Below are 20,377 nucleotides of genomic sequence, written 5' to 3'. Positions count from 1 at the left end.
GTCACCCTCAACCGGTGGTGGCAAGCCTGGACGGACAAGGACCCACCCTCCGAACTCCAGGCCCTGATCGACGCAGTCACCACCGGACACGGCATTGACCTCTACCACCGGATTTAACGAACTACTGGTAAGCAGCCCCAACTCGGGTCTGGAGTCAACGCGTAGAGCGGCCACCAATCCGGGACTGCTTCACTGCGGAGGGGTGTCGAGGCCAGACGGCGCCAGCAGACCAGGACGCTCGACGAAGGCGCTCCTTCGAACGATTCGCACCGCCAGGTGGGTCTCGACGGCATGTGGGCCAGAGTCGCCTCAGAGCGCAAGGCCCGCATATATGTTCCGACTTGCTGGCTCTTGACCGAAGCGAGACGATGGAAAAGTGAGAGTTCGTTGTGGTTCCACTCGACGAGCGTAAGGCGGTGCGTGAGGCGACGAGATTGCCCAGCGGAGGCCTGAGTGCACAGACTCCTTTACTCGGCTGAGTACGCTGGACAGTGACCTCGAAGAACGATCCTTCGCACGCCGCTCAGGGGCTCCGCAACTGGGGGTCAAGGGGTCGCAGGTTCAAATCCTGTCGTCCCGACAGTGTGAAGGGTCTTCGCAGGCGAGAGCCTGTGGGGGCCCTTTTCGTGTGGGGCGTTTCCGATCTTCGAGGTTGAGCATGCCGCTCATCGGCACCTTTACTCGGAGGCCGGCGAAAACGCCGTTGCTGGACCTGGACAAGATCACTGTCGGGTTGTCGAAGACCTGGTCGGGGTTTCTGCGGGACTGGGACCGCTCACTGCGAGCGGGGAACCATCCGGAAACCACCCGGTACAACTACCCGCTGGCAGCCGCCCAGGCTTCGTCTGCTGGTGGTACAGAGTCGGCGGGCGGCCGACCAGGGGAAAGGGCGCGAGCCAAGGCGAATCGCGAGGGTTGGCCCGCGTTGGGCCGGATCTTGGTCAGCCGCGGCCGCGACCACCGCACCGCTTGCCCCCGACCGGCGTCGGCGGGGCCACTTCTCCGTCACCTGGCGGCGGGCACGGGCCGGATGGGCAAGAGCCTGTTTCTGAACCCCCACCTGCCCACCGACGCCCGGCACGCACCCTCGGGGTCGGTCGCCTCCGCGTCGGCGTTCGGCCGTGCGAGCCGCGATGACTCTGGGCAGCATGGACGTAAGGCCGGCCACACGGGGTGGCTACGGTCACAGGTCCGTGGTGAGCAACACCCCGGCTGCATGGCCGAACTCGCCGTTGTGCCGCGCCGTCTGCTCCACGAGCGTGAGGTCAGGCGCCTGTCCCCGTCGGCTCGGAAATCGACTTCCAAGCAGGAAAGAAGCCTTTTGCTCGCACGTTTGTCATGCGGGGGTGCTCTGCGTGTTTCGTAGCGGTGCCGTCCGCGGTGCGCGACCATACGGACGCCGACATCACATTTATCGGCATGGTGCGTGGAATAACCGAGACAGAAAGAAGGACGACGTGTCCGGTAGCGAAAGCGAGAACCCGGTAATCGCCTCCCCGACCCCCACGCCGACTCGGCCCAGGACGAACCGGGACTGGTGGCCGAATCAGCTGGACCTTCAAATTCTCCACCAGCATTCGTCCCGCTCCAATCCGATGGACGAGGGCTTCGACTACGCGAGAGAGTTCGCGACCCTCGACCTCGACGCGCTGAAGCAGGACGTCTTCCAGGTGATGACGACGTCACAGGACTGGTGGCCTGCCGACTACGGCCACTACGGGCCTCTGTTCATCCGGATGAGTTGGCACGCCGCGGGCACGTACCGTGTCGCCGACGGCCGGGGCGGTGGCGGCAGCGGCGCTCAGCGCTTCGCCCCCCTCAACAGTTGGCCGGACAACGCGAGCCTCGACAAGGCGCGCCGTTTGCTGTGGCCGGTCAAGCAGAAGTACGGCCAGAGAATCTCCTGGGCCGACCTTCTGGTCTTCGCCGGTAACTGCGCCATGGAATCAATGGGATTCAAGACGTTCGGGTTCGGATTCGGGCGAGAGGACATCTGGGAACCCGAGGAGATCTTCTGGGGGCCCGAGGACATCTGGCTCGGAGATGAGCGCTACAGCGGCGACAGGGAACTCGCCGCTCCCTTCGGTGCCGTACAGATGGGACTGATCTACGTCAATCCGGAGGGGCCCAACGGCAGCCCGGATCCGATGGCCGCCGCCCGGGACATTCGCGAGACATTCGGGCGCATGGCGATGAACGACGAGGAGACGGTCGCGCTCATCGTCGGCGGCCACACGTTCGGCAAGTGCCATGGTGCGGTCGATCCCGCGTACATCGGCCCGGAACCCGAGGCCGCACCCACCGAGCAGCAGGGCCTCGGCTGGCGGAACACGTACGGCAGCGGAAAGGGCGCCGACGCGCTCACCAGTGGGCTCGAGGGGGCATGGACCGCCGAGCCGACCAGGTGGGACAACGGGTACCTGGACAACCTGTTCAGGTACGAATGGGAGCTGACGACGAGCCCCGCCGGTGCCAAGCAGTGGACTCCCACGGATCCTTCGGCCCAGGGCACGGTGCCCGATGCTCATGATCCGTCGAGGAGGCACGCTCCGATGATGCTGACGACGGACCTCGCGCTGAAGCTGGATCCGATCTACGGCCCGATCTCGAAGAGCTTCCACGAGAATCCGGGCAAGCTCGCGGAGGCCTTCGCCAAGGCGTGGTACAAGCTGTTGCACCGCGACATGGGACCCGTCACGCGCTACCTCGGCCCGTGGGTTCCCGAGCCGCAGCTGTGGCAGGACCCCGTCCCTGAAGTCGATCACGAACTCGTCGTGGACGAGGACATCGCTGCTCTCAAGAGCAGGATCGTCGCCTCGGGGCTGTCCGTCTCCCAGCTGGTCACCACCGCCTGGGCGTCCGCGGCGAGCTTCCGCGGCACCGACAAGCGGGGCGGGGCCAACGGGGCACGGATTCGCCTCGCGCCGCAACGGGACTGGGAGGTGAACCACCTGCCCGAGGTGGCCGAGGTGCTGCAGAAGCTGGAGCAGATTCAGCAGGACTTCAACCTCTCACATGCCGACGGCACGAGGGTCTCGCTCGCCGACCTGATCGTCCTGGGCGGGTGCACGGCCGTCGAGCAAGCCGCGAAGAACGCCGGTTACGACATCACCGTCCCGTTCGCACCGGGGCGCACGGACGCCTCGCAGGAACAGACCGACGTGGAGTCGTTCGCCGTGCTCGAACCCAGGGCCGACGGATTCCGGAACTACGTCCGCGCGGGAGAGAAGTTGTCGCCGGAGACACTCCTGCTGGACCGCGCCAACCTGTTGACGCTGACCGCCCCCGAGATGACGGTGCTGATCGGCGGCATGCGGATCCTGAAAACCGGCTACAAGCGATCCTCACACGGCGTCTTCACTCACCGGCCGGAGACACTGACCAATGACTTCTTCGTCAACCTGCTCGACATGGGCACGGAGTGGAAGGCGTCGACTTCGGACGAGAACGTGTTCGAAGGCCGGGATCGCGCCACAGGCGAGCTCAAGTGGACCGCTACCGCGGTCGACCTCGTCTTCGGTTCACACTCCCAGCTTCGAGCCGCCTCGGAGGTCTACGCGTCCCGGGACGCGGGACACAAGTTCGTGCGTGACTTCGTGGCCGCGTGGGACAAGGTGATGAACCTCGATCGGTTCGACCTCTCCTGATCCCCCGATGTCCCGGCCGGGGCGTTGACGCCGATCGCTCAGAGCTCCCGCAGCGCTTCCACGGTGGGCACGCGCGCTCCATCCCCAGCACGCGTGCCCGCCGCCCACAGCGGTACCGCGTTGAACAAGCACAATGCGCGGCAGCAGTTCTTCAAATGGCTGATGCTGGATGAGGGTGGGGCGGCGCCGCACGACCCCGCTCACTGGACGCCGCCCTGCGCGCAGGAAGCGTGCCGGAGGTCGAGAGCGGGATCCGGGCTGTACCGCGCCAGGAGTGTGGCCAGTCGCGTGGTGACCGGAGACGGTGCATGGTGCCACCGGCGGTCGAGTGTTCCGGGTCATCCCGCATCCGCGGCGTACGTGGGAACGGGCGTCACGCCGACTGGCCGGTTCCTGCAGGTTCTTGGGGCCGTTTCTGCCTGGCTCTCCACGCCTCGGCCCGGGGCCGGAGACGACGTAAAACGGGCGCCTGCCCCGGCCGCCGGTCGGGGCAGGCGCAGCGGGCCGTACTCTCGGACCCGCGGACGAATGTGCGGTCAGTCGGGCGGGAAAAACCGCCGCCGCGGTCGGAGGAGCGATGTCAGGCGCATGTTGCGCCCCCACGTCAGGGGGCGACGAGGAGATTCCCGAGCCGTCCGCCGTGCGGCTCCAGGCCTCGGAGCGGGACCGGGTGCAGGGGCTGCGCGCCATGCTGCGCATCCCCGGAGGGACGTTCTTGATGGGAGGTGACGACGCCGACGCGTTTCCCGAGGACGGTGAAGGCCCGGTCCGGGAGGTGCGGTTGTCGCCGTTCCTCATCGATGCGACCACCGTCACCAACAGGCAGTTCGCGACGTTCGTGCGCAGCAGCGGTTACCGGACCGACGCCGAGCGCTACGGCTGGTCCTTTGTGTTCTACGCACTCGTCCACCCGGACGCCCGGCATCTGGTGCGCGACGGCACGGTGACGCAGGCGCCCTGGTGGCTCGCGGTTGATGGGGCGTGCTGGCAGGCCCCCTACGGGCCGGGGTCGTCATGGACCGATCTGTCGAACCACCCTGTCGTCCATGTCTCCTGGCGCGACGCGTCCGCCTACGCGGCATGGGCGGGCAAGCGCTTGCCCACGGAGGCGGAGTGGGAGATGGCGGCGCGTGGCGGTCTGGAACGCTCCCGCTTCCCCTGGGGGGACGAGCTCCTGCCGCGGGGGCAGCACCGCTGCAACATCTGGCAGGGGAAGTTCCCGCAGGTCAACACTGGCGAGGACGGGTATCTGGGAACCGCGCCGGTCAAGACCTACCGGCCCAACAACTTCGGCCTGTACAACACATCGGGCAATGTGTGGGAATGGTGCTCCGACTGGTGGAGCACCACATGGCACGCGGCCGACCGTCCGGAGACCCGCCAGAACCCGGCCGGACCTCCCGCGGGGGAGGCGAAGGTGATCCGCGGCGGCTCCTACCTGTGCCATGCGTCGTACTGCAATCGCTACCGCGTCGCCGCGCGCACCTCCAACACGCCCGACAGCAGCACCGGGCACATGGGGTTCCGCTGCGCGGCGGACCTGCCCCGGTCACGCTGACGGACCGCTCGGGCGACCGCCTCCGCTCACGCCTCAGGGGGGCGTGGCTGCGGCAGATCACGGGTGTGGGTTCCTGGTGGGGGCCGGTCGGTGGGCCAACTGCCGCCTGACGATGGGCGTACGGGCATGGGGCAGCTGTGGTTGACACGTGAATGACGGCAGGTCAAAATTCAACTCAGGCTACTGGTAAGACCAGTTAACTGAGGGAGCCTTCTTCGGAACCTTCAGGGATCCGCCGGCGGCGCCAAGCCTTCGGATTCAGCCCGCCCGACCGCCGCGCCGCCCAGCAGACGTAGTGAGTGCGGACCCCGTCGCCGGCACAGCGCACGTTCGAACGTCCATGCAAGAGGAGCGTCCTGGATGACCAACGTCTCTCCGCATCCGCCGTCCGCGAGCGGTACTTTCCAAGGCAAGATCGGTACGACCTATGAGGAATCGACTCCGTGGTGGCCCGATCAGCAGGCGCTTCCCGAGGACACGCCCAATGTCGTGGTCATCGTGCTCGACGACGTCGGTTTCTCCGACCTCGGGTGCTTCGGCTCGGACATCGACACCCCGGCCATGGACGCCCTCGCCGCCGGCGGCCTTCGCTACGCGAACTTCCATACCACCACGCTGTGTTCGCCGACCCGTGCCAGCCTGCTGACCGGCCGGAACCACCACTCCGTCGGCATGCGCATGCTGTCCAACTTCGACACCGGCTTCCCCAGCGGTCGCGGACGGATCACCAAGGAGGCCGCGACACTGCCTGAGGTGCTGTGTGACAGCGGCTTCAACACCATGGCCGTGGGCAAGTGGCACCTGGCGCCGATGGAGCACACCACCGCGTCCGGGCCGTACACCCAGTGGCCGCTGGGCCGCGGATTCGAGCGCTACTACGGATTCCTGGAAGCCGAGACGGACAGCTTCTATCCGGAACTGTTCCACGACAACCACGCCGTGGCTCCACCGAAGAGCCCGGAAGAGGGCTATCACCTCAGTGAGGACCTGGTCGACCGGGCGATCGAATTCGTCAGGGACCAGACGTCGGTCACCCCGGAAAAGCCCTTCTTCCTGTACCTGGCGTTCGGTGCGGCGCACGCCCCCCACCAGGCTCCCCAGGAATACCTGGAGAAGTACCGGGGCCGGTTCGACCACGGCTGGGACGCCGAGCGCACCGCCCGGCACGCCCGCCAGATCGAACGGGGCATCCTGCCGCCCGACACCGAACTGGCGCCGCGCAACCCAGGGGTCGTTCCCTTCGACGAGTTGTCGGACGACGAGAAGAAGCTGTCCGTACGCCTCCAGGAGGCCTACGCGGCGATGGTCGACCACACCGACCACCACATCGGCCGGCTCATGGAGTTCCTGGAGCGGATAGGCCAGATGGAGAACACCGTCACCATCCTGCTCTCGGACAACGGGGCCAGCCAGGAAGGCGGGCAGAAGGGTTCCCTCAACCCCACCGCATTCCAGAACGGGATCTCCGAGAACTTGGAGGAGATGGTCGCGCGAATCGATGAAATCGGCACCACACGCGCTCATGCCAACTACCCCTGGGGCTGGGCACAGGCGGGCAATACGCCGTTCAAGCGCTACAAACAGAACACCCATGAAGGCGGCGTCCGCTGCCCGCTCATCGTGCACTGGCCCCGAGGGCTGCCGCGCACCAGCGAGATCAGGCAGCAGTTCCACCATGTCACCGACATCGCCCCGACCCTTTTCGAACTGCTCGGTCTGCAGGCCCCCTCGGTCTACAACGGCATCCCGCAACTGCCGATCCACGGTGTGAGCATGGCCTACACCTTCGACTCGCCCACCGCGCCGACGCGCAAGGAAGCCCAGTACTTCGAGATGTTCGGGCACCGCGCGATCTGGCACGACGGCTGGAAGGCCGTCTCCTACCATCAACGGGGAACGTCCTTCGACGCGGACCAATGGGAGCTCTACCACCACGACACCGACTTCTCGGAATGCAACGACCTGGCGCAGGCGCGGCCCGAGCAACTGCAGAAGTTGGTCGCCCGCTTCTGGGTGGAGGCAGGTAAGTACGATGTGCTGCCGCTGGACGACCAAGGATTCGCCTACCGGGCGAAGATTCCGCGTCCCGGCTCTCCGCGCATGCGCACCACCTTCACCTACTACCCCGGCATGGCCCATCTGCCCGGCGCCGCAGTGCCACCGGTGATGAACCGCGGCCACCGCATCACCGCGTTCGTCGACCGGGCCGCCGCGTCAGATGAGGGCGTCCTGGTGTCCATGGGCAACATCAGCAGCGGATACGTCCTGTACGTCAAGGACAACCGGCTGGTCTACGAGTACAACTTCCTCGGTACGCGGTACGCGGTGACCTCGGATGAAGAACTCCCGGTCGGCCCGGCGGAGTTGACCTTCGAATTCGTCAAGACCGGTGACATGCAGGGCGTCGGACACCTGTACGTGTCAGGAAAGCCGGTCGGCACCGAGGCCATTCCGCGGGTCCTCCCGCACTTCCTGGGATGGCAGGGCCTCGATATCGGCCGGGACACCCTGTCGCCTTCCTCACCCAACTACGAGGGCGAGTTCGCGTTCACCGGAGAGTTCGAGAAGGCCGTCTTCACGGTCGCGCCGGACGAGGACGGCAAGGAACCTTTCGAGCGAATCGACTGACTCGCTCCCGCTCACCTCCTCCAGTACCTCTCCAGCACCACGAAGGCCGGCTGCGCCGATCGGCGCAGCCGGCCTTCGCCAGTCACGTCCGGTCAGTTGGGCGGCGTATAGCGTCCGTCGATCGCCGTCCAGCCTCCGTCGACGAAGAGCTGGCTCCCCGTGACGAACGATGACGCGTCCGACGCGAGGTAGACGACGGCGCCTGCCAACTCGTCGGCGCGGGACCAGCGGCCCAGGGCGGTCTTGGCCGCATAGGCCTGCGACCATTCCGGCACAGCCCTGATCTGCGCGGTCAGCGGGGTGTCCACCATGCCCGGGGCGATGGCGTTCACCCTCACGCCCGACGGGCCCAGCTCGGCCGCCGCGGTCCGCAGCAACTGGACGAGACCGGCCTTCGTGGCCGCGTACACACCCTGTCCCGGCTCGACGGCCACCGCGCGAATCGAGCTGAAGCCGATGATGCTTCCGCTGCCGCGTTCGGCCATGCCACGGCCGAACGCCCGCACCAGGTCGAAGGACGCGCGCAGATTGAGCGCCACGACCCGCTCGAATTCCTCCGCCGTGTAGTCGAGCAGGCGCTTGCGCACGTTCGTCGCGGTGGTGAAGACGAGCACGTCGACGGGTCCGAGTTCCTCGGCGGCACGCGCGACCGCCTCGCCGTCGAGCACGTCGAGGGCGTACGCCGAAAGGCCCGGCCCCATCGAGGCCGACGTCTTGGCCGCGGTCAGGTCGAGGTCGGCGCACACCACCGAAGCGCCGTGCGCGGCGAGGGCCAGGGCGCTCTCGCGGCCGATTCCGCTGCCCGCGCCCACCACGACAGCCCGGCGGCCGTCGAGCCTGAACAGACGGGAGTACGTATCCACCGCATCGGTGCGGTCCTTTGCTTGCATGGTCCTCACGGCTTCGTTGTCGTCGGACGGATCACTGCCATACGGGTTACGGTGAGTTCTTCGATGGCGAACCTCGGGCCCTCCCTTCCCGCCCCGGAGTCCTTCACGCCGCCGTACGGCATGACGTCGGAACGGAAACCGGGAACCTCATTGACGACCACTCCGCCCACCTCCAGGCGGTCGAGAGCGGCGAACGCCGTGTCAAGGGCGCTGGTGTAGACGCTCGCGTGCAGTCCATAGCGCGAGTCGTTGACCAGGTCGAAGGCTGTCTCCAGATCGGGGACGGACCGCAGCGCGACCACAGGGCCGAAGACCTCCTCGTCCCAGACGTCGAGGGCGCTGTCGACGTCCAGCAGCACGGTCGGCTCGATCACTCCGTCGGTGACCCTGCCTCCGGCCGCCAACGACGCCCCCGCCTCCACCGCCTCTTCCAGCCACGCGCACACACGCTCGGTCGACCGCTTGTCGATGAGTGCCGAGACTCTCGTCGCCGGATCGCGGGGGTCGCCCACGACCACCTGGGCCACTCGCTCCGTCAAGCGGGCCACGAACTCCTTGCGCACGGCGTCCACCACGATGACCCGCTGCACGCTGATGCACGCCTGGCCCGACGCGTAGTACCCGCCGCGCACCACCGCGTCGGCGGCGGCGGCGAGGTCGGCGTCGGCGGCCACCACCAAGGCGGCGTTGGAGCCGAGTTCGAGCAGCACTTTGGTGGGGGCCGCGTCCCGGGCGATCTGGTGGCCCACGGCGGCGGAACCGGTGAAGGACACCGCCCCGATCCGGCGGTCGGTGGTCAGCGCGGCGCCCACCTCGGGGCCCCCGGTCACCAGTTGGACCGCGGCTCGCGGCGCCCCGTCGGCGTGCAGGGCCTCGCGGAGGAGGTGCACCAGCCACAGGGTCGCCAGTGGCGTCTGCGGGGCGGGCTTGGCGATGACCGGGCAGCCGGCGGCCAGCGCCGGCGCGATCTTGTGCGCGGCGAGCAGCAGCGGGTAGTTGAAGCCCGCGATGCCCACCACCACGCCGATCGGCTTGCGGGTCCAGAAGCCGAGCAGACCCTCACCCGACGGCAGCAGGTCCAGCGGCACCGTCTCCCCGTGCAGCCGGGCAACTTCCTCGGCCGCCGTCAGCAGGGTCAGAAGGGTGCGATCCACCTCGACACGGCAGTCGACCAGCGGTTTGCCGGTCTCCAGGACCAGAAGCCGCTCGAAGTCCGCGCGCCGGGAGGCGACCGCCTCGTGCGTCGCGAGCAGCGCCGCCCTGCGTGTGTGCGAGGGGAGTCGGCCGACCCGCTCGCGGACCGCGACGGCCGCGTCCACCGCGTGGCGTGCGAGGCCGGTGTCCCCGACCGGTGCCCGCGCGACGAGTGTCCCGTCGTAGGGGAAGCGGACGTCCTCGGTGGCGGGTGCCTCCACCCAGTTGTCGCCGATGGGAAGACCCTCGGGAAACTCCTTCCCGACGGGGCTGTCGCCGCTGACGGGTTCGACATGGGTGGTCAAGGTCGGTACTCCTGGTTGAGGTCGGCCGCCGACACACCGGACAGTGCTTTGCTCAGAGTCGGAACGGCGGCGATCAGCCTGCGTGTGTAGGAATGTTGCGGTTCCTCGTACACCTGCTCCGTGGGCCCGGTCTCCACGATCTGCCCGTCATGCATGACCGCGACCCGGTCGCACACATGACGGACCACGGACAGGTCGTGGGAGACGAAGACCAGGGTGAGGGACAACTCGTCGACGAGGTCGGCGATGAGGTTGAGCACTTGGGCCCGTACGGACACGTCCAGGGCGCTCACCGGCTCATCGGCCACGATGATCTTCGGGCGGGGGGCGAGAGCGCGGGCGATCGAGATGCGCTGCCGCTGGCCGCCGGAGAACTGGTGCGGATACCGGTCCGCGGCGTCGGCGCGCAGGCCGACGGCCTCGAGCAACTCGGCCACCCGCTCCTTGCGGTTCGGGTGCCCCTGGGCGACGAGCGGCTCGGCCACGATGTCGCCGACGCGCATGCGCGGGTCCAGCGAACTCATCGGGTCCTGGAACACGAGCTGGAGCCGCTCGCGGACGAACCGGAGCTGTCTCTCGCGGAGCCCGGTGATGTCCCGGCCGTCGATCGCGACGCTACCGCTGGTGGGGCGGTCGAGCCCGGCCAGAATCCGTAGCAGGGTCGACTTGCCGCACCCCGACTCGCCCACGATGCCGAACCGTTGTCCCTGGGGGATGGCGAAACTGACGCCGCGCAGGGCGTGCACCGGTGGGCTGGGGTGGCGCAGCGAGGTACGCGGCCGTCGGTAGTCGCGGGTGACGTCGCGGACGCTGATGGCGTCCGCGGGGCCGGTCCCCGACCCGGGTGCGAGGGTGGCGCTGGTCGGCTGCTCAGTCACGGCCGGCCTCCTGGTTCGTGGGTGTGCCGGTCCCGAGTGCGCCGCTCTCGGATACCGGGTGGAAGCAGGCATAGCCGGAGTCCGGCCCGGTCGGGATCCATTCCGGCCGGGTGGCGCACACCTCGGTCGCCCGAGCGCATCTGTTTCTGAAGACGCATCCGGCCGGGAACCGGCCCGCCGGCGGAACCGACCCGCCGATCGTGACCAGCCGACCGCGGTCGTCGACCACGGTCAGGTCGGACGCGCCGATCAGGCCCTGGGTGTAGCGGTGCCGGGGGCGCGTGAACACCTCCCGGACCGGGCCGGACTCGACCACCCGCCCGCCGTACATGACCATGACCCGCTCGCAGGCGGTGGCCACCACGGCCAGGTCGTGGGTGATGAAGAGCATGGCCGACCCGCGGTCCTGGACGCCCCGTACGATCAGGTCGAGCACGCGAGCCTGCACCGTGACGTCGAGCGCGGTGGTGGGTTCGTCGCAGACCAGGAGCGCGGGGTCGTTGGCGAGGGCGATGGCCAGCACCACCCGCTGCCGCTGGCCTCCGGAGAACTGGTGCGGGTAGGCGTCCGCGGCGGCCGCGGGATCGGGAAGCCCCACCTGGGCGAGGAGTTCCACTGCGGCGGCTCGGGCGGACGCGCGGTCGGGCCTGGTCCGGTGGACCAGCAGCACCTCGGCGATCTGCCGCCCGACTTTCATGGTGGGGTTGAGGGCGGTCATGGGCTCCTGGAAGACCATGGCGATCTCCTTGCCCCGCACCCGGGACATGCGCGCCTCGTCGGCACCCACCAGATCGTGGTCGACTCCGGCGAGCCGCACCGATCCAGTGGCCCCAAGCCCCTCGGGGAGCAGGCCCATGATGCTCAGCGCGGTCAGCGACTTGCCCGACCCCGACTCGCCGATCAGGCCGACCCGCTCGCCGGCCCGGATGGTGAAGTCGATGTCCTCGACGAGCTTGCGGCCGCCCACCGAGACGTCGAGATTCCGCACGTCCAACACGCCGTCGGGGGAGTCGGGCGAGCCCGGCCCGGATGCCCGTGCCGTGTCGGGTGCCGGCTTCGGGGCCGGTGCCGTGTCAGGTGCCGGAGTCATCGGCGGTCCTCCAGCTTGGGGTCGAAACGGTCGCGCAGGCCGTCGCCGAGCAGGTTGAATCCGAGCACCGCCACCGCGATCGCGATGCCCGGGAACACGGCGAGCCGGGGGGCGATCGACAGCATCTCCTGGCTCTCCTGAAGCATCCGGCCCCAGGACGGTGTGGGCGGCGGGGTTCCGAAGCCCAGGAAGGAAAGCGCGGCTTCGGCGAGTACGGCGATGGCGAAACCGACCGACGCCTGCACGATGACGAGACTGCTGACGTTGGGCAGGACATGCCGCAGGCCGATCGCGAACGGCCCGCGGCCCGCCGCGCGCGCCGCGGTCACGTATTCGGTCTTCATGACCTGCAGCGTGCCGCCGCGGATCAGCCGGGCGTAATGGGGAATGGACGCGATGCCGATGGCGACCATCGCGACCAGCGTGCCGGCGCCGTACACGGCGGCGAACATGATGGCCAACAGCAGCGCCGGGAAGGCGAGAAGCAGGTCGTTGCCGCGCATAAGCAGCTCGCCCAACCAGCGGGGTGCCATTCCGGTGACGATGCCGAGGGGCACTCCGACCACGGCGGCGACCCCCACCGCCACGAAGCCGACGAACAGTGTGGTGCGCGAGCCCATCAGGATCTGGCTGAACACGTCGCGGCCGAACTTGTCCGTGCCGAACCAGTACTCCAGCGACGGCTTCTGCAGCCGCGCCGAGGTGTTCACCAGGGTCGGATCGTGCGGGGTCCACACGAAGGACAGCAGCGCCATGCCGAGCACGATGGTGACGATGAGGCCACCCACCAGGAGGCTGCCCGTCATCGGGCGGCGCCGCCGGCGTTCGTCGGGCACCGCGGACGTGACGGCGGCTTCCGTGTCCAGGGCACTCATGACGCACCTCCCCTGAGCCGCGGGTCGATCATCAGATAGACCATGTCCACCAAGAAGTTCACGAGCAGCACCGCCAGTGCGATGATCATGACCACGTCCTGCACCACGATGAGGTCCCGGTTGGAGACGCTGTCGAGCAGCAGGCTCCCGAGCCCGGGGATGACGAAGACCCGTTCGATGACGACGGCGCCCACCAGCAGCGTGGCGAGCTGCAACGCCAGGACGGTGACCACGGGCACCGCCGCGTTCCGCAATCCGTGCCGCAGCAGCGCCTGCGTCGGGCGAAGTCCCTTGGCGCGAGCGGTGCGCAGGTAGTCCTCCCGGAGGACGTCGAGCACGGCGCTGCGGACATAGCGGGTGAGCACCGCCGCCTGCACCACTCCGAGGGCCAGCGCGGGCATCACCAACTGTTTGAGGAACAGCACCGGATCCTCCACCGGGGGTGTCCAGCCGTTCGCCGGCAGCCACCCGAGCCCCACCGCGAACACGGTGATCATGAGGATGCCCGCGAGGAAGGCGGGGACGGCCACGCCGACTTGGGACAGGGCCGAGAGGATGAGCCCGGACGGCCTGCGGTGCCGTACAGCCATCAGCGTGCCGATGGGGATGGCCAGTATGCAGGCGATCACCATCCCGGTGCCGACCAGCCACAGGGTGACCTGGAGACGGTCGGCGAGCTGCGGGCCGATCGGCGTGTGGGAGATGTAGGAGTTCCCCGGGTCGAAGGTCACCAGTCCGCGCACCCAGCTCAGGTACTGGGCCACGAGCGGCCGGTCGAGTCCGAACTCCCCGCGCAGTTGCGCCACGGCCGAGTCCGACGCGCTGGTCCCGAGGGCGACGCGGGCCGGATCTCCCGGTAGCACCGCCATGAACGCGAACACCAGCACGGAGCTCACGACAAGGCTGGCCAGCAGGACCGCGATCCGTTGGATCAGACGGACGATCATTGGTTGAGACCGCCTTTCATGACCGGCCCAGGCCGGTGAGATCCAGTGACTCGGAGACGGTGTTCACGGGCAGGCCGGTGATGTCCTTGTCCGCCACCATCAGGTTCGGCAGCAGGAACAGCCAGTCGGCCGCGGCGTCCTTGGACAGCAGCCGGGCAGCTGCCCGCATGTAGGTGATCTGTTCCTGCTGGGTGCCCTCGTCCGCCTTCTTCAGCAACGCGCGGAATTCAGGGTTGTCGTAGCGGGTGTAGGCGGTCTTGTTCCCGAACACCGTCTGCATGTCGCGGGGCTCCACGTGACCGATGATGGACATGTCGTAGTCGGCGTTCTTGAACACGGTGGTCAGCCAGGCGGCGGGGAACTCCAGCTGGTCGAGCTTGACCTTGAACCCGGCCTGTTCGAGCTGGCTCTTGACCACGGTGCCGCACGCGATGGCATAGGGCAGCGACGGAATCCGCAGCCGCAGCGTACGGCCGGCTTCGCCGGACTCCTTGAGGAGCTTCCTGGCCTTGTCGCGGTCGTACGGATACAGGTTCGTGAGGTTCTGGTACCACGGGTCGGTCGGAGGGACCATGCTGCCGATGAGTTTGCCGCGGCCTGCCCAGCAGGTGTCCAGCAGGGCTTTGTGGTCGATGGCGTAGCGGACTGCCTGGCGGGCCTTCGGATTCCGCAGCGGGCCCGAGCCGTTGTTGAGGGAGAGGACCACCTCGCCGTTGGTCGAGCCCTCGATGACCTTGTATTTCGAGTTGTTCTCGAACTGGTACAGGGTCTCCGGGGACTGCATCGTGCCGATCACGTTGATGGTGCCCGTGAGCAGCGCGTTGTTCAGGGCCGTCGGGTCCTTGAAGTACTTGAGAGTGACCGACGCGAACTGCGGTTTGCGCCCCCAGTAACCATCGCGACGGGCCAGTGTGATCGAGTCGCCGCGGTTCCACTTCTTCACCACATACGGGCCGGTGCCCACCGGCTCGGTGGCCAGCTTGCTCACGCCGGTCCGGCTGAACATCGCGCCGAGGCGAGTGGTCATCCGGTACAGCCAGTCGTTGCTCGGCCTTTTCAGGGTGACCTTGAGTTCGGTCGTCGACACCGCCTGCACCGTGTCGACGACGTCCATCTGGGCCTTCTGCGCCACCGTCCAGTCGGCCGGGACGCGTTCGATGGAGAACTCGGCGTCCTTGGCCGTGAACGGTGCGCCATTGCTGAACTCGGCGTTCTTCACCAGCTGGAACGTGTACGTCCTGCGGTCCTTGGACAGGCTCCACGACGTGGCCAGGCCGGGCCGTATCGTCCCGGACTGGTCAAGCTTCACCAGGCTCTCGTAGACGTTGTAGAGCAGTGCCTGCGGAATGGCGGCACCTTCGGTCTTGGTGAAGTCGAAGTTGGCCGGCTCGGCGGTGAGGCCGACCTGTAGCGAGTTGCCGCCGCTGTTTCCGGCCACCGTGGACCCGGCCGAGCAGGCCGCCAGCGGCAGGCAGGCGAGCGTGACCGCGACCGTTCCGGTATGCCGCGTCAGCCGCTTGTGTCTCATGTGTTCCACCCCTGGCTTTTCATGGCGTGCAGGACGGCGGATGCGACGTCCGCTGTGGTGGCGTTGCCGGCGTCCGTCTTCCTGACGAGGTCGGCCGCATCGGCCGGCATCGCCGCGCCCTGCCGGAGGAACCGTTCGCCTCCCCAGTCGAACGAGGTCACGTCGAGCCGGTGGCCCTCGGCCTCCAGTGCTGCGTGAAGCGCGGGCACGGTCGCCGCGACGACCTCAGGACCGATGCCGTCGCCCGGAATGACGGCGAGCCGCACGACCTTGGTGTCCCGCGTCATGGACGTACCTTTCGCTGAACTGGCCTGACCAGTAACCTCAGTTGTCAGGTACCGTGGACGACTGAAACTGTTCTTGTCAAGGGCTCGCATGCCCCAGAAGGCGCGAACGAAGGAGGGTGCGGGTGCTCACGGAACAGGACCTGGCCGCCATGCCGGCCGTCGAGATGGTGGCCAAATTCGCTGATCGGACGTTGTCGCCGGTCCAGGTCCACGACGCCGTCCAGTCGGTGATCGAGGCGCGCGAGAGTGTGCTCAACGCGTTCTGGGTGCGGGATCCGGATGAGTCCCGCAAGGCGGCCCTGGCCAGCGAGGCCCGATGGGCGGCGGGGGAACCCCTCGGGCTCATCGACGGCGTCCCCGTGACGCTCAAGGAGAACGTCGCCCGCAGGGGCGTCCCCATGTCCTCGGGCAACGCGGGGACCGAGCCGGTCGTCCCCGAGGCGGACGCGCCCATCACCGCGCGGATCGTCGAATCCGGTGGGGTGGTACTCGGGTCGACCGTGATGCCGGACTGGGGCATGCTCTCCTCGGGTGTCTCCAGCCGGCACGGCATTTCGCGCAGCCCCTGGAACCCTGCCTGGACCACCGGCGGTTCCAGCTCCGGTGCGGGGGCCGCGGCCGCCGGGGGATACGGTCCGCTCCACGTCGGCACCGACATCGGGGGATCGATCCGGTTGCCGGGCACCTGGCTGGGCCTCGCCACGCTCAAGCCCAGCTACGGGAGGATCCCGCTGGACACCCCGTACCAAGGGCGCGCCGCCGGCCCGATGACGCGCACCGTGGCGGACGCCGCCCTGTTCATGCGTGTCCTGAGCCGACCGGATCCCCGGGACTGGTCAAGCCTGCCGCCGCAGGACATCGACTGGTCGGCGCTGGACGGCGATGTACGCGGACTGCGGGTGGGGGTGCACCTGGACGCCGGCTGCGGGGAGCCGTGCGACGCCGAGATCCTCGCCGCGGTGAACGGTGCCGCCGCGGTCTTCGAGGCGGCGGGAGCCGTCGTGGAACCGGTCGAGCCGTTCATGAGCCAGGATCTCCTGGACGACCTGGATCTGTTCTGGCGGGTGCGGTCCTGGAACGACTTCCGCGAACTGGCGCCCGAGGCCGGGCTCCGCGTCCACCCCCACATCATCCGGTGGTGCCAGGGAGGCGCGGACGTGCCGGGCACGAAAGTACTCCAGTGCTACCAGCAGATCATGCGCATCCAGGAGCGGACCGTGGCGGCGACGGTGCCGTACGATCTGGTGCTCTCGCCGGTGGCCCCGGTGGCGGCGTTTCCCGCTGAGCAGCCGATGCCGTACATGGGGGACGGGAAGACCATGTACCACATCGGCTTCACCGCGCCGTACAACATGTCGGGGCAGCCCGCGGCGACCGTCAACTGTGGCTTTACGGCGGACCGTCGGCCCATCGGGGTGCAGATCGCGGGCCGCCGCTTCGACGATCTCGGCGTCCTGAGGGCGGCGGCGTGGTACGAACGGAACCGGCCTGCCGAGGCGGTCCCGCGCTGGCCGGACAGCGCACCCGGGGCGACCACCGGGGAGAAGACGACATGGACCACGCTCGAAGGGGAGAAGCCGTGAGTGACGGGGCACAGTTCCGGCAGGTATCGCCGCCGGTACGGCTCTACCAGCGCATCGTCGAGCAGATCGAGCAAGCGATCGCGCGAGGTGACCTGAAGCCAGGTCAACGGCTGCCGAGCGAGCGGGAGTTGGTGGTGCAGTTCGGGGCGAGCCGCCCGACAGTGCGGGAGGCCTTGCGCGTGCTGGAGAGCAACGGCCTCGTCCGCTCGCGCCAGGGTGACCCGAACGGCCCGGAGATCCTGGCGTTCTCGTCGGCCGGCCTGATCAAGGAGATGACCCGGCTCGTCCAGTTCGACAACGTGTCGATGGCCGAGTTGATCTCGTTCCGCATGATCCTCGACGGGTCGGCGAGCTTGCTGGCGGCTCGGCTGCGGTCCGAGGAGGAGCTGTCTGCCATGGAGCGGACGCTTGCCGTCATGTCGGACGCGATCGAGGCAGGGTACGAGGAGTTCAGCAAGGCGGACGTCGCATTCCATGAGGTGGTGGCCCAGGCCAGCCGCAACTCCCTCATCGAGGTCTGCAACCTGGTGGTCCGGGGTGCTGTCCTCACGCTGATCTCGGACAAGCTCGCCCACGCAGCCCACAGCACAGCGCTCATGCGGGAGTCGCTCCACCACCACAGGGAGGTGCTCGAGGCGATCCGGGCACAGGACGGCCCGGCGGCAGCACGCATCTCGCGGCGCGACCTTTACGACTACTACGCCGGCTACGTCCCGGAGAACGAACGGGGGCCGCTGCTCGCGCTCGTGGACGACGAAGAGACCTGAACCTCCACCATGGCGAAGGAGGTACTCGGTCTCGTCCGCCGCCAGGTACTGAGCTTTTCAGGCTGGGGTCGGTTGGTGTGACGTGATGGCGCTGCTGTGCCCGTCCAGCCGCGGTGGCGAGCAATGCGATTGTTTCCCCCGAGCCGGTCAGTGCGGCTCGCGTACGACTGCGGCGCCTCCGGCGGGGACGGTGACCGAGCCGCAGACCGCCTTGCCCGTGAGGAGTTCGACGCCGTGTGCGGGGATCTCGGCGCCCTGGCCGGCGTGGTCGATCAGGAACAGGTAGTCGGCGTCCGTGCCACGGCGCCGGACGACCTCGATCCCCGCGGGTGTCTCGCACTCCGGCCGCACACCCGCCTCCTGGCAGATGCGCTCCATGAGGGCGGCCAGGGTTGCGGGCTCCGGCCGGGTTGCCACGTACCAGGCGGTTCCGGCGCTGTACGTGTGACGGGTGACGGCCGGCACGCCGGCGAGCGGGCCGTCGGAGTATGTGGCGACGGCCTCGGCACCGGTGAGGCGGATGCGTTCCGTCCAGAGGTCGGCCCTCGCGTCCCGCGGGACCTCACCGGTGAGGCCCACCGTTTGGCCGGGCAGCAGCGGGAACAGCTCGTCGCCGTGCACGCCGAGGATCTCCCGGAAGGCGCCGGGGTAACCGCCCAGGCGGACATGGCAGTTCTCGTCGACCGCACCGCTGTGGAAACCCACGGCCAGGGTGCCCCCACGCTCGACGAATCCCGTCAGGTTGTCCGCGCTCGTGTCGTCGACCAGATAGAGGCTCGGCGCGAGAAGGAGCTTGTAGCGGTCGAGACCAGGATCGTCGGGGCGTACGAAGTCCACGGCGATGCCTGCGCGCCACAGGGGGCGGTACCAATCGCGCACCAGGTCCTGGTAGCGCACGCTGCTACTTGGCTGCGAGGGGAGTTCCAGAGCCCATCGGGCCTCCCAGTCCCAGATGATGGCGACCTGTGCGCTGCTCGTGCTGCCGCGCACTTGGGCGATGGATCGCAGGTCGGCGCCGAGCAGCACGACGTCCCGCCAGATGGTGCTGTCGGTGCCCGCGTGGGGCAGCATGGCCGAGTGCCACTGCTCGGCGCCTGCCTTGGCCGCCCGCCACTGGAAGAAGAGGATGCCGTCGGCGCCGTGGGCGACGTGGGCGAGGGCGTTGCGGCGCATCTCGCCGGGGAGTTTGGCGCGGTTGACGGGCTGCCAGTTGACCGCGCCCGTGGAGTGCTCCATCAGCAGCCAGGGCCGCCCGCCGGCCAGCGACCGCATCAGGTCGCCGCTGAGCGCGATGTCGACCTCCGGCTCGGGGTCGTCGGACATCAGGTAGTGGTCGTTGGAGAGGATGTCCAGCTCGGGCGCCCAGCGCCAGTAGTCCAGCGCGTCGAAGGTGGGCAGCACCATGAAGTTGGTCGTGGCCGGGGTGTCCGGAGCCGCCCGGCGGAGCACCTCGCGTTCGGCGGTGCACAGCGAGAGGAGTTCGTCGGAGCAGAAGCGGCGCCAGTCGAGTCGATGGGTGGGGTTGGGTGGGGCCGCGGTGGTGCGGGGCGGCAGGATCTCGTCCCACGCGTAGTACCGCTGGCTCCAGAAGGTGGTGCCCCAGGCGTGGTTGAGTGCGGCGAGGTCGTCGGCGTATCGCGTCCGCAGCCACCTGCGGAACGCCTTCGCGCTCGCGTCGCAGTAACAAGTGGCGTTGTGGCAGCCGTATTCGTTGTGGACGTGCCACATGGCGACGGCGGGGTGGTCGGCGTAGCGCTCGGCGAGAACGTTCGCGATGCGCAGGGATGCCTTCCGGTAGGCGGGGCTGCTGGGGCAGAAGGTCTGACGGCTGCCGTAGGACAGGGTGCGGCCGTCGGCATCGACCGGCAGGGCCTCCGGGTGGGCCTTGAAGAACCAGGCGGGCGGGGCGGCGGTCGGGGTGGCGAGGTCGGCGGCGATGCCGTTCTGCTGGAGCAGGTCCAGCACGCTGTCCATGCGGGAGAAGTCGTACACGCCCTCTGCCGGTTCCAGCAGTGCCCAGGAGAAGATGCCGACGCTGACCATGGTCACCCCCGCCTCGCCCATCAGGTGCATGTCCTCGGCCCAGACCTCCTCGGGCCACTGCTCGGGGTTGTAGTCGCCGCCGTAGGCGATGCCGGGCAGGCGAAGGGCGCGTTCAGTACTCACTGATGGTGCTCCGGGGGATAGCAGGAACGTCTGA

General features: G+C 68.4%; 14 protein-coding genes. 5 read left to right on the top strand and 9 right to left on the bottom strand.

All coding sequences use genetic code 11. The annotated features are described in order from the left end of the window. Positions 1–1,457: 1,457 nt before the first annotated feature. From katG to ACTWQR_RS06080, 3 genes are all read left to right on the top strand, one after another. On the top strand, positions 1,458–3,647 hold the full coding sequence (gene katG, locus ACTWQR_RS06090) for a catalase/peroxidase HPI (protein WP_443225852.1): 2,190 nt from the start codon (positions 1,458–1,460) through the stop codon (positions 3,645–3,647). Between the two features lie 577 nt (positions 3,648–4,224). Next, a complete protein-coding gene (locus tag ACTWQR_RS06085) occupies positions 4,225–5,205 on the top strand; it encodes a formylglycine-generating enzyme family protein (protein ID WP_443225851.1) in 981 nt (326 codons plus the stop codon). Between the two features lie 360 nt (positions 5,206–5,565). Further along, positions 5,566–7,833, top strand: a complete 2,268-nt coding sequence (locus ACTWQR_RS06080; RefSeq protein ID WP_443225850.1) for an arylsulfatase — start codon at positions 5,566–5,568, stop codon at positions 7,831–7,833. A gap of 92 nt (positions 7,834–7,925) precedes the next feature. Here ACTWQR_RS06080 and ACTWQR_RS06075 read toward each other — a convergent pair whose 3' ends face one another. Genes ACTWQR_RS06075 through ACTWQR_RS06040 form a run of 8 tightly spaced genes read right to left on the bottom strand, consistent with a single transcriptional unit; the run spans position 7,926 to position 15,827 of the window. After that, a complete protein-coding gene (locus ACTWQR_RS06075; RefSeq protein ID WP_443225849.1) occupies positions 7,926–8,723 on the bottom strand; it encodes an SDR family NAD(P)-dependent oxidoreductase in 798 nt (265 codons plus the stop codon). A gap of 5 nt (positions 8,724–8,728) precedes the next feature. Further along, entirely contained in the window at positions 8,729–10,222 is a 1,494-nt protein-coding gene (locus ACTWQR_RS06070; protein ID WP_443225848.1) for an aldehyde dehydrogenase family protein, read from the bottom strand. After that, the gene (locus ACTWQR_RS06065) at positions 10,219–11,100 is read right to left on the bottom strand and encodes an ATP-binding cassette domain-containing protein (RefSeq protein ID WP_443225847.1); all 882 of its coding nucleotides are present in this window, start codon (positions 11,098–11,100) and stop codon (positions 10,219–10,221) included. Before ACTWQR_RS06065 ends, ACTWQR_RS06070 begins: the two co-directional genes overlap by 4 nt. Further along, positions 11,093–12,190 carry an ABC transporter ATP-binding protein gene (locus tag ACTWQR_RS06060; RefSeq protein WP_443225846.1) on the bottom strand — a complete coding sequence of 366 codons (1,098 nt, stop codon included), beginning with the start codon at positions 12,188–12,190 and terminating at the stop codon, positions 11,093–11,095. The genes ACTWQR_RS06065 and ACTWQR_RS06060 overlap by 8 nt, the downstream gene beginning before the upstream one ends. Further along, complete coding sequence (locus ACTWQR_RS06055; protein ID WP_443225845.1) at positions 12,187–13,065, bottom strand: ABC transporter permease; 879 nt, start codon at positions 13,063–13,065, stop codon at positions 12,187–12,189. The genes ACTWQR_RS06060 and ACTWQR_RS06055 overlap by 4 nt, the downstream gene beginning before the upstream one ends. Then, the gene (locus ACTWQR_RS06050) at positions 13,062–14,012 is read right to left on the bottom strand and encodes an ABC transporter permease (protein WP_443225844.1); all 951 of its coding nucleotides are present in this window, start codon (positions 14,010–14,012) and stop codon (positions 13,062–13,064) included. The genes ACTWQR_RS06055 and ACTWQR_RS06050 overlap by 4 nt, the downstream gene beginning before the upstream one ends. Positions 14,013–14,028: 16 nt before the next feature. Continuing rightward, the gene (locus ACTWQR_RS06045; RefSeq protein WP_443225843.1) at positions 14,029–15,540 is read right to left on the bottom strand and encodes an ABC transporter substrate-binding protein; all 1,512 of its coding nucleotides are present in this window, start codon (positions 15,538–15,540) and stop codon (positions 14,029–14,031) included. Next, entirely contained in the window at positions 15,537–15,827 is a 291-nt protein-coding gene (locus tag ACTWQR_RS06040) for an isocitrate/isopropylmalate family dehydrogenase (RefSeq protein ID WP_443225842.1), read from the bottom strand. Before ACTWQR_RS06040 ends, ACTWQR_RS06045 begins: the two co-directional genes overlap by 4 nt. Before the next feature lie 122 nt (positions 15,828–15,949). Between ACTWQR_RS06040 and ACTWQR_RS06035 the strand changes: the two genes are divergently transcribed. Continuing rightward, positions 15,950–17,410 (top strand): amidase, encoded by a 1,461-nt coding sequence (locus ACTWQR_RS06035; RefSeq protein ID WP_443225841.1) that lies wholly within the window; start codon positions 15,950–15,952, stop codon positions 17,408–17,410. After that, the gene (locus ACTWQR_RS06030) at positions 17,407–18,177 is read left to right on the top strand and encodes a FadR/GntR family transcriptional regulator (RefSeq protein WP_443225840.1); all 771 of its coding nucleotides are present in this window, start codon (positions 17,407–17,409) and stop codon (positions 18,175–18,177) included. The genes ACTWQR_RS06035 and ACTWQR_RS06030 overlap by 4 nt, the downstream gene beginning before the upstream one ends. A gap of 147 nt (positions 18,178–18,324) precedes the next feature. On the opposite strand, the gene ACTWQR_RS06025 is transcribed toward ACTWQR_RS06030, so the two are convergent. Beyond that, positions 18,325–20,343, bottom strand: a complete 2,019-nt coding sequence (locus ACTWQR_RS06025; protein ID WP_443225839.1) for a beta-galactosidase — start codon at positions 20,341–20,343, stop codon at positions 18,325–18,327. Positions 20,344–20,377 lie beyond the last annotated feature (34 nt).

The organism is Streptomyces sp. 2A115 (assembly GCF_052245575.1).
Lineage (GTDB): Bacteria > Actinomycetota > Actinomycetes > Streptomycetales > Streptomycetaceae > Streptomyces.
Note: the sequence above shows the minus strand (reverse complement) of the source record. Positions and strands in the feature narration are given on the sequence as shown.